Source organism: Faecalibacterium butyricigenerans (assembly GCF_020687345.1).
GTDB classification, from domain to species: domain Bacteria; phylum Bacillota; class Clostridia; order Oscillospirales; family Ruminococcaceae; genus Faecalibacterium; species Faecalibacterium butyricigenerans.
Window position 1 is genome coordinate 24,193 of sequence record NZ_JAJEQL010000024.1, and the last position, 10,129, is coordinate 34,321.

Consider the following 10,129-nt stretch of genomic DNA (forward strand, 5'->3'; position numbering starts at 1 on the left):
ATGTTCAAGAATCCGTCATTTCTTTTTGATATAGTATGTACCGTGGTCTGGCTGCTGCTGGCCGTGCGCTACGCCCGCAAGGGCTTCCTCGCGGCCAGCGTCCAGCTGGGTGGGAACGTCTTCAGCCTCGTGGGTGCCCGGGTCTTTTCGGGCTGGGCTGCCGTCGAGGTGTTCCAGCGGTTTCTGGCCGGGAGCTTCCGCACCCAGATCGCCGAGAACATCTCTGCCGGAGGGGTCGTTGACCTGACCGGCATCGCGGACAAGTACGCGGGCTTTCTGCCCGAGAGCTTCCGCGCCTCCATCGTGGAGGCCTGCGAGCGCTCCATCTCAGCCGTGCTCAGCGACAACGCCGTGGTGCTGGCGGACGTCATCGTCCAGAAGGTGCTGGCCCCGCTGCTGACGCCGGTCATCTCGGTGGTGCTCTTTTTCGTGACCTTTGCCCTGCTGCGGATGCTGGTGAGTATGCTGGTCACCGTGCTGGGCCTCGTCAACCGGCTGCCGGTCATCGGCACCGTCAACCGCTGGCTGGGCTGGCTCACCGGCTGCATCGCCAGCACGATGGACATCTACCTTGTGCTATGCGTGGTGTGGGCCATCATCGTCATCACGGGCGGCAATCTGACCGTCCTGAACGACACGGTCATGAGCAGCAGCCTTTACTATAAAGCATTCAATCTGTTCAACCCCTTCCTGTAAAGGGGAGCTTAGGAGGAACCTATATGGTCTGCAATCGCTGCCAGAAACGTCCGGCCATCATCTTCGTCCAGCGGATGGAGAACGGCCAGATGAAAAATGAAGGCTTTTGCCTGCACTGTGCCCGTGAACTGCACATCAAGCCCGTCGAGGACCTGATGAAGCAGTTCGGGATGTCCGACGAGGACATGGACAACATGGAAAACCGGATGGAGAGCATGATGGACGAGATGGGAGACGCGAATCCCCTCTCCCTCATGATGAATATGGGCCAGCCGACGGAGGGCGAGGAGAGCGAGGGAGATGACGACCTCGTGCCCGGCTCCAGCGCGACCTTCCCGCTGGGCGTCAAGGCGGAGGGCGAAGCCGGAAACGGCAAAAAAGCCCAGAAAAACGGCAAGAAGCCACCCCGTCGCAAATTCCTCGATACCTATTGTGAGAATCTGACCCGCAAGGCCCGGGAGGGCAGGCTGGACGACATCGTGGGCCGCGACCGCGAAATTTACCGCACGATTCAGATTCTGAGCCGCCGCCAGAAGAACAACCCCTGCCTCATCGGCGAGGCGGGCGTCGGCAAGACGGCCATCGCTGAGGGCATTGCGGAGCGGATCGCCAAGGGCGACGTCCCCGTGGGCCTGAAGGACAAGGAAATTTTCCTGCTGGATCTGACCAGCCTCGTGGCCGGCACCCAGTTCCGGGGCCAGTTCGAACAGCGGGTCAAGGGCCTGCTCAGTGAGGTCAAGGCCGCGGGCAACATCATCCTCTTTATTGATGAAATTCATACCATCACCTCGGCGGGCGAGAGCGAGGGCGCGATGAACGCGGGCAACATCCTCAAGCCTGCCCTGTCCAGAGGCGAAATTCAGGTCATCGGCGCCACCACCTTCAACGAGTACCGCAAGTATATCGAGAAGGATCAGGCCCTTGAGCGCCGCTTCCAGCCCGTCCGGGTGGAGGAACCCAGCGTGGCCGATACGCTGGCCGTCATGAACGGCATCAAGAAGTATTACGAGGAGCACCACCATGTGCAGGTGGAGGCGGATGTCCTCTCGGCCATCGTTACCCTCAGTGAGCGGTACATCACCGACCGCTACCTCCCCGATAAGGCCATCGATCTGCTGGACGAGGCCTGCGCCTGCTGCAACCTTGCCCATCCGGTCATCTCGGAATACCTCGAAATGCAGAAGGAGCTGGACGGCCTGAAGCAGGAGGAGGCGGAGATGGAGTCTGCCGACGTCAACGAGGCCATCGACTATGAGCAGGTGGCCCAGCGGAAGACCCGCATCGCAAAGCTGGAAGCTGAGCTGCCCGCAAAGCAGGCCGCAGCCAGCGAGATCAGGGTCACGATGGATGATGTGGCCAAGGTCATCGAGCTGTGGACGGGCATCCCGGCGGTAAAAATTCAGGAGACGGAGTTCGCAAAGCTGGCCGGGCTGGAAGCGGAGCTGAAAAAGAAGATCATCGGTCAGGACGAGGCCGTCCATCTCGTGGCGCAGGCCGTCAAGCGGAGCCGTGCCGACCTGTCGGGACGCCGCCGCCCGGCCAGCTTCATCTTCGTCGGCCCCACCGGCGTCGGCAAGACCGAGCTGGTCAAGCAGCTGGCAAACCAGCTCTTTGACGGCCCTGACCCCCTCATCCGCCTCGATATGAGCGAGTATATGGAGAAGTATGCGGTGTCCCGCATGATCGGCTCGCCTCCGGGCTATGTGGGCTACGAGGAGGCCGGTCAGCTCACCGAAAAGGTGCGCCGCCGCCCCTACAGCGTCGTCCTCTTCGATGAGATCGAAAAGGCCCACCCCGACGTCATGAACATCCTGCTCCAAATTCTGGACGAGGGCAAGATCAACGATGCACAGGGCCGGACGGTGGATTTCTCCAACACGGTCATCTGCATGACCTCCAACGCCGGAAGCGGCGACAAGAGCACCTCCGGACTCGGCTTCAACAAGAGCGAGGAGCAGCTGAGCGAGGAAAAGACCCGCAAGGCCCTGAGCCAGTTCCTGCGGCCCGAGTTCCTTGGCCGCGTGGATGAGGTCATCGCCTTCAAGCCCCTGAGCCAGCAGACGCTGGAGGGCATCGCAGCCCTCATGCTGGACGAGTACAAGCCCAGCATGGAATCGAAGGGCATCGCCTACCGCTACACCCCGGCGGCGCTGTCCGCCCTCGTGGCCAAGAGTCAGGGCGGCAAGTTCGGTGCCCGCGACCTCCGCCGCGTCATCCGCAAGGCGGTGGAAGACCCTGCCGCCGAGCGCATCATCGACGGCACTCTGAAGGCAGGCGGGAGCCTGACCGTGGACGCCGAGAACGGCGAAGTCATCCTGAAGTAAAGCACAAACGAAAAGGCACTCCGAAGCGCTTCGGAGTGCCTTTTATAGTACGCGGAAAACTCAGTCGAGGGACACCGGAACTTCGGGCTTGTTGGCGGTGCGTGCGCTGGTGCGGCCCTCGGGGATGATCTCCCCGGCGGCGGTCAACGCCAGCTTGGTGAGGGTGGGGCCTACCAGCTCATACACCAGCACCGAGAAGAGCACCACGTTGCGCACCATGTGGCCGTCGGAAAGCTCGGCGGCCTCGGCGGCCATGCCCAGCGCCACACCGGCCTGAGGCAGCAGGGTGATGCCGAGGTATTTCTGGATGCTCGGGCTGCAGCGGGTGGCCCGGCAGCTCATGTAAAGGATTATACTATCTCATCGCTTAAAAAGCAACATCTTTTCAGGTGGAATGATTGAAGGATTCTTAACAAATGACCGAAAAAAGCGAAAAACAGGGACGCTGCCTGCGCAGCGACCCTGTTGTGTGCAACAATTGTGAATTTAGTTGAACTTAAAGATCTTCCGTGCGATGCGGTAGCCGCCCAGCACGATGTCGTCGCCTTTGGGAAAGGGCAGGTTGGTCACGCCGCCGAAACCGAAGCGGATGGAGCGGTAGACTGTGGCGCTGGTGTGCTCGCGCAGGTACTGCCACAGGCCCTTCTGCTTCTCCTTGGCCTCGGCGCTGCCGTCCAGCAGCAGGAAGATGTCGCTGACCGCCATCATCATCGAGAGGTAGTGGAGCATATAGGCCCGAAGCTTCTTTTCGCCCTTGAGGGCGTCGAGGTCCTGACAGTCGATCATGTGCCGGGTGACGCGGAGCTGCTGATCCACGCGCTTGACCATGACGCTCTCATTGACGCTCTGGTCGGAGCGGCCGATGAAGTAGCGGTAGAGGTCGAGGTCCATATAATACATGGTCTTGACGAAGGGCAGGGGCTGGTAGACGAAGATGTTGTCCACATAGAAGGTGTGCTTGGGCAGCACCATGCCGCACTGGCGCAGCACCTCGGTGCGGTACAGGACCGAGTGCATCAGCAGGTTCTGGTCGGGGCGGAAGCGGCCCACGTGCATCCATGTGAAGAGCCGCTCCTGCGGGAAGACGTTGGTGTACCGCACGGTGTGGCTGGTGCCGTCCTCGGTGTGCTCATAGACGTAGTTGCAGATCATGAGGTCGGGGGCGGTGCCGCGGGTCACGAGGGCGTGCAGGCGGGAGAGCACCTTCTTGAGGGCGTCGGTGTCCAGCCAGTCGTCGCTGTCCACGACCTTGTAGTAGAGGCCGGTGGCGTTGCGGATGCCCTGATTGACGCCCTCACCATGGCCGCCGTTCTCCTGATGGATGGCTTTGACGATAGTGGGGTACTTGGCGGCGTACTCGTCGCAGATGGCTGGGGTCTCGTCTTTCACGGAACCGTCGTCCACAAGGATGATCTCGGCCTGCTCCCCGGCGGAGAGCAGGGTCTCGATGCAATGGCGCATATAGGCCGCCGAGTTGTAGCACGGGACGGCAAAGGTAATGAGTTTCTGCTGCATAATAATAAGCTCCTTATCGTGCTTGCCCGGCCTTGCGCAGAGCAAAAAATGGCCGGAGATGGAGATATGTACTCTTATTATATCATTTTCGCGCACAAAAAGCTAGGAAGACCAGCAAATACCTTCAAAAAACGACAGCAGAAAAGCATTTTGGTACCATTTCGGGCCGGGCTGTGCTATAATAGTACAGTTACAGGAACCAAAAAGCAGGAGGAGCACATGGCAGACCCGCATTCTATCTTAAAAAAAGTTTTTGGCTACGACAGCTTCCGCCCCGGGCAGGAGGAGATCGTCCGGCGGCTGCTGAACGGGCAGGACGTGCTGGCCGTGATGCCCACCGGCGCGGGCAAGTCCATCTGCTATCAGGTGCCGGCCCTGCTGCTGCCCGGCATTACCATCGTGGTGTCGCCGCTGGTCAGCCTGATGAAGGATCAGGTGGGCGCGCTGGTGCAGGCCGGTGTGGCGGCGGCCTTCCTCAACAACAGCCTCACCGACAACCAGAAAGCCCTGATGCTCCACCGCGCCCGGGAGGGCTGGTATAAGATCATCTATGTCGCCCCGGAGCGGCTGGAGATGCCGGGCTTCCAGCGGTTCGCGCAGGAAAAACTTATCAGCATGGTCACGGTGGATGAGGCCCACTGCATCAGCCAGTGGGGACAGGACTTCCGCCCCAGCTATCTGCGGATCAAGGCGTTCGTGGACAGCCTGCCCAGCCGCCCGGTGGTGGGCGCGTTCACGGCCACCGCCACGGCCCGGGTGCGGGACGACATCCGCAGCCACCTCGACCTCCATCAGCCCTACGAAGTGACCACAGGTTTTGACCGGCCCAACCTCTACTTCGAGACCCGCCGCGCCCTGCCCAGCCAGAAACCGAAGGAGCTGCTGGACCTCGTGCTGCGGGAGGGAGACAACGCGGGCATCGTCTATTGCAGCACCACCAAGCAGGTGGACGAGACGGCCCGCCTGCTTCAGAGCCGGGGCATCCGGGCGGCGGCGTATCACGCCAAGCTGGACGCCGAGGTGCGGCGGAAGAATCAGGACGACTTCCTCTACGACCGGGTCCAGATCATGGTGGCGACGAATGCCTTCGGCATGGGCATCGACAAGCCCAACGTCCGGTTCGTTATCCACTACAATATGCCCAAGGACCTTGAGAGCTACTATCAGGAGGCGGGCCGTGCAGGCCGCGATGGTCTGCCGTCCCGCTGCATCCTGCTCTACTCCGGTACGGACGTGCGGACCATCCGCTTTTTCATCGACAAGGAGATGGAGGCCGACAACGGCCTGCCTGCCGACGTCAAGGCTGAGGCTGCCCGCAAGGCGGAGGAACGGCTCAAGTATATGACCTTCTACTCCACCACCCAAAAGTGCCTGCGGCGGTTCATGCTGAACTACTTCGGGGAGGCTGCACCCGAGAAGTGCGGCAACTGCTCCTGCTGTCTCTTTGCCGAGCAGAATGCGCAGGAGGTGGAAGAGCGGGCCGCTGCCGCGAAGCAGCGTGCTGCGGCCAACTCCCGGCGGCTGTCTGCCCGCCGCGCTGCCGCCAACACCGACCTCAGTGAGGCCGACGAAAAGCTTCTGGCGGCGCTCTACGCTCTGCGCAAGCGTCTCGCTGCAAAGCAGAACGTCCCGGCTTATATGGTGTTCAGCGACGCCACCCTCCGGGAGATGGTTCAGAGCAGGCCTCTGAGCATGGACGAATTCCTGAACATCACCGGCGTCGGCGAGAAGAAGGCCGCGCGGTATGGCATGGCCTTCCTACGGGTCATCGAGGAGATGGTCAACTCGCGGTGAGCAGGGCCGGAACTGTAAATTTTCTGCGTTCTGCTTGACTTTTCCGGGATTTTGCATATACTGAAGATAGTGAATGTGGTAATTCACACATAGGACTCACGAAGAAAGAACAACCCCCCTCAGAGAGCTGCAATCTCTCAAAAGGGGGGTCATTCTTTTAGTGCTTGCTGTCCTTGAACCAGCCGCCAAGCCACTTGTAGACGAAGTTTGCGACAACGCCTGCTGCGACGGACAGGATGAATGTGGTAATATCCATAGGAACTCACCTCCTTCCAACTGGACGGAGAAGGCCAGCATCTTTAGTATATCATAAGCCTCGACAAAAAGATAGAAAAAGAGCGCGGATCTTCCACGATGAGCCACTCGGCTCGTGGAAAGGTCTGCGCTCTTTTTGTCATTCCATCGTATGGGTGGAGAAGACCTTTTCGTCCTGCCACCACACCGGCTGCCCGGCGGCGAGGGACTTGGGCACATCCAGCAGACGCTGGTTCCGGCTGCCCCGGAAACGGAGGGAGATGTCGTGTTCAGCCTCCACGAAGCGGCCATCCACCAGCACGTCCAGCAGACGCAGCAGCTCGTCGGTGACTTCACACCGTGCGGGACAGGGAACCTTGCCGGTCAGCTGTTCCCATGTGTAGCCGGAGTAGCACCAGACGGTCTTCTTCGGGTAGAGGGCCTTGAAATTCTGGACGAAAGTCACCAGCTCCCGCTGGTTCTCCGGCTCCATCGGTTCGCCGCCCAGCAGGGAGAGGCCCGCGATATAATCCGGCTTGCAGGAGGCGAATACCTCGTTGCGGACGGGCTTGTCGAAGGGGGAACCGTAACCGAAGTCCCATGCCACCTCGTTGAAGCAGCCGGGGCAGTGGTGGCGGCACCCGGAGACGAAGACGCTGGTGCGAACCCCCGGCCCGTTGGCGATGTCATAATATTTAATGGTTGCGTAGTTCATTACAAGTGTAACACCCGATCCTTGATCTCCTGCGTCCGGCCCTGATTCCAGAACTGGGTGCCGATATAGCCGCAGGTACGGCGGGCGACATTCAGCTTGTTCTGGTCACGGTTGCCGCACTTGGGGCACTCCCACACCAGCTTGCCGTCGTCTTCGACGATCTTGATCTCGCCGTCGTAGCCGCAGCACTGGCAGTAATCCGACTTGGTATTCAACTCGGCGTACATGATGTTGTCGTAGATGAACTGCAGCACGCTCATCACGGCCTCAAGATTATCCTGCATATTGGGGACTTCCACATAACTGATGGCACCGCCCGGGGACAGCTTCTGGAACTCGCTCTCGAACTTCAGCTTGGTGAACGCATCGATCGTCTCCGAAACATGGACGTGATAGCTGTTGGTGATATAGTTCTTGTCGGTGATGCCGGGCACGATGCCAAACCGCTTCTGCAGGCACTTGGCGAATTTGTAGGTGGTGGATTCCAGCGGAGTGCCGTAGAGGGAATAGTCCATGTTTTCGGCCTTCTTCCACTCGTTGCACTTGTCGTTCATATGCTGCATCACACTGAGGGCGAAGGGCTTTGCGCCGGCGTCGGTGTGGCTCTTGCCGGTCATATACTTCACGCACTCATACAGGCCGGCGTAGCCGAGACTGATGGTGGAGTAGCCGCCAAAGAGGAGTTTGTCGATCTTCTCGCCTTTCTTGAGGCGGGCCAGTGCGCCATACTGCCACAGAATGGGGGCGGCATCGCTGGGGGTGCCCAGCAGGCGCTTGTGGCGGGCCTGCAGAGCGCGGTGGCAGAGCGCCAGACGCTCGTCGAAGATCTTCCAGAACTTGTCGAAGTTGCCGCCGGAGCTGAGGGCCACATCCACCAGATTGATGGTCACGACGCCCTGATTGAAGCGGCCGTAATACTTGGGCTTGCCGGTCTCGGGGTCCACATAAGGGGTGAGGAAGCTGCGGCAGCCCATGCAGGTGTAGCAGTGGCCCTCGCCGTTCTTGTCTACCTTCAGCTCGAGCATCTTCTTCTCGGAGATATAGTCGGGTACCATCCGCTTGGCGGTGCACTTGGCAGCCAGCTCAGTCAGATAGTAGTAGGGGTCGCCGGGGTGGATGTTGTCCTCCTCCAGCACATAGATGAGCTTGGGGAAGGCGGGGGTGATCCAGACACCGGCCTCATTCTTCACGCCCTGATAGCGCTGGCGGATGGTCTCTTCGATGATGATGGCAAGGTCGGCCTTCTCCTGCGCGTTGCGGGCCTCACCCAGATACATGAAGACGGTGATGAAGGGAGCCTGACCGTTGGTGGTCATAAGGGTGACGACCTGATACTGGATGGTCTGGACGCCGCGGTTGATCTCATTGCGCAGGCGGCGCTCCACGATCTCGCGCTTGCGCTCGGCAGAAACATCCAGACCCTCCATCTCAGCCTCGACCTCAGCGGCGATCTTCTTGCGGGAGACGTCCACGAAGGGGGCAAGGTGGGTCAGGCTGATGCTCTGGCCGCCGTACTGGTTGGAGGCCACCTGCGCGATGATCTGGGTGGCGATGTTGCAGGCGGTGGAGAAACTGTGGGGCTTCTCAATATAGGTGCCCGAGATGACCGTGCCGTTCTGGAGCATATCGTCCAGATTGATGAGGTCGCAGTTGTGCATATGCTGGGCAAAGTAGTCGGAGTCGTGGAAGTGGATGAGACCCTCCTGATGAGCCTTGACAATCTCGGGGTCCAGCAGCAGGCGGGCAGTCAGATCCTTGGAGATCTCACCGGCCATGTAGTCGCGCTGGACGCTGTTGACGGTGGGGTTCTTGTTGGCGTTCTCCTGCTTGACTTCCTCGTTCTGGCACTCGATAAGGCTCAGGATGCGCTCGTCGGTGGTGTTGGTCTGGCGCTTGAGGCTCTGGATATAGCGGTAGGTGATATAGTGGCGGGCGATGTCATGGGCCTTGATGTCCATGAGCTGGTTCTCCACCATATCCTGTATCTCTTCCACGCTGATGGCGCGGTTGAGTGCCTGACACTGATCGGTCACGGCTGCGGCGATGTCAGTGATCTGCTCCCGGGAGAGACGGGCCTTGCCGCCCACCGAATCGCTGGCTTTGGTGACAGCGGTGATGATCTTGGTAATATCGAAGGGTACTTCAGCACCGTTGCGTTTGATGATCTTCATAGCGCTCCTCCTGTGTCGCATATACAGTGTGAACGGGTGTCTCCTTGTGCAAGAGGCACCCGCAAGTCTCGTGATTCATTGATACTATCATATCACTATTTAGTGATATGTCAATGGAAGAACCACTACATTTTGTGTTTTGTAGCTTTCGCCAAAAATAACGGAGAATTTCCGGAACAAAATTTGAGACGGAACCTCTTGACAATTTGTGCAAGGGAAGCGGGGGCTTTCCTTGGCGTAATAAAGGTCGTCGTCTATACTTTGCCCTTTATATAATACATTATAACAGACAAAAAGTCTCTGCCTGAAAAATACAAGAGGATGAAGCCGATTTCAGTCAGTGCGAAAAAACTTGAAAAAAGAAGTAAAAAAGTGTTGACATCCGGGCGGTGATGTGGTATTATACTTGAGCGCCAAGCGCTGAGACAAAAGAATGACTTCCGAGCCTCAGCTAGAAGTGAAGCGAAAAGAACCAATAGACGCGAGAAAGTCCGGCAGGAATGCGAGAGACTTTCGAGATGCTCCAAGTTCGGTAAGAAACGAAAAACTTCGAAAAAATAAAGCTTGACAAAAAACCACTTCTGTGGTAAAATAATCAAGTCTTCAGCCGCTTGGCTGAGGCGCTACAGGACCTTGAAAATTGAACAATATCGAAAAACTTGTAACGGAACCTATTTTCG

7 protein-coding genes are annotated in these 10,129 nt (G+C 58.9%); 3 read left to right on the plus strand and 4 right to left on the minus strand.

Annotated elements, in window-relative coordinates; all coding sequences use genetic code 11:
• Together LKD23_RS09365 and LKD23_RS09370 are read left to right on the plus strand one after the other, a co-directional pair.
• Complete coding sequence (locus LKD23_RS09365; RefSeq protein ID WP_227621424.1) at positions 1–696, plus strand: hypothetical protein; 696 nt, start codon at positions 1–3, stop codon at positions 694–696.
• Between the two features lie 23 nt (positions 697–719).
• The gene (locus LKD23_RS09370; RefSeq protein WP_227621425.1) at positions 720–3,020 is read left to right on the plus strand and encodes an ATP-dependent Clp protease ATP-binding subunit; all 2,301 of its coding nucleotides are present in this window, start codon (positions 720–722) and stop codon (positions 3,018–3,020) included.
• Positions 3,021–3,080: 60 nt separating this feature from the next.
• On the opposite strand, the gene LKD23_RS09375 is transcribed toward LKD23_RS09370, so the two are convergent.
• Positions 3,081–3,362: a hypothetical protein gene (locus LKD23_RS09375; RefSeq protein WP_227621426.1), complete on the minus strand. Its 282-nt coding sequence runs from the start codon at positions 3,360–3,362 to the stop codon at positions 3,081–3,083.
• 144 nt (positions 3,363–3,506) lie between these two features.
• Positions 3,507–4,535 carry a glycosyltransferase family 2 protein gene (locus LKD23_RS09380; RefSeq protein WP_227621427.1) on the minus strand — a complete coding sequence of 343 codons (1,029 nt, stop codon included), beginning with the start codon at positions 4,533–4,535 and terminating at the stop codon, positions 3,507–3,509.
• A gap of 219 nt (positions 4,536–4,754) precedes the next feature.
• Here LKD23_RS09380 and LKD23_RS09385 point away from each other — a divergent pair, with 219 nt between their 5' ends.
• Complete coding sequence (locus tag LKD23_RS09385; protein WP_227621428.1) at positions 4,755–6,329, plus strand: RecQ family ATP-dependent DNA helicase; 1,575 nt, start codon at positions 4,755–4,757, stop codon at positions 6,327–6,329.
• A gap of 394 nt (positions 6,330–6,723) precedes the next feature.
• Here LKD23_RS09385 and nrdG read toward each other — a convergent pair whose 3' ends face one another.
• On the minus strand, positions 6,724–7,278 hold the full coding sequence (gene nrdG, locus LKD23_RS09390; RefSeq protein WP_227621429.1) for an anaerobic ribonucleoside-triphosphate reductase activating protein: 555 nt from the start codon (positions 7,276–7,278) through the stop codon (positions 6,724–6,726).
• Complete coding sequence (nrdD, locus tag LKD23_RS09395) at positions 7,278–9,449, minus strand: anaerobic ribonucleoside-triphosphate reductase (protein WP_227621430.1); 2,172 nt, start codon at positions 9,447–9,449, stop codon at positions 7,278–7,280. The genes nrdG and nrdD overlap by 1 nt, the downstream gene beginning before the upstream one ends.
• Positions 9,450–10,129 lie beyond the last annotated feature (680 nt).

What these genes read in the sequence shown, in the direction of transcription:
- LKD23_RS09365 (WP_227621424.1), top strand. Translation starts at nt 1, where the DNA reads ATGTTCAAGAATCCGTCATTTCTTTTTGATATAGTATGTACCGTGGTC.
- LKD23_RS09370 (WP_227621425.1), top strand. Translation starts at nt 720, where the DNA reads ATGGTCTGCAATCGCTGCCAGAAACGTCCGGCCATCATCTTCGTCCAG.
- LKD23_RS09375 (WP_227621426.1), bottom strand. Translation starts at nt 3,362, where the DNA reads ATGAGCTGCCGGGCCACCCGCTGCAGCCCGAGCATCCAGAAATACCTC.
- LKD23_RS09380 (WP_227621427.1), bottom strand. Translation starts at nt 4,535, where the DNA reads ATGCAGCAGAAACTCATTACCTTTGCCGTCCCGTGCTACAACTCGGCG.
- LKD23_RS09385 (WP_227621428.1), top strand. Translation starts at nt 4,755, where the DNA reads ATGGCAGACCCGCATTCTATCTTAAAAAAAGTTTTTGGCTACGACAGC.
- nrdG (WP_227621429.1), bottom strand. Translation starts at nt 7,278, where the DNA reads ATGAACTACGCAACCATTAAATATTATGACATCGCCAACGGGCCGGGG.
- nrdD (WP_227621430.1), bottom strand. Translation starts at nt 9,449, where the DNA reads ATGAAGATCATCAAACGCAACGGTGCTGAAGTACCCTTCGATATTACC.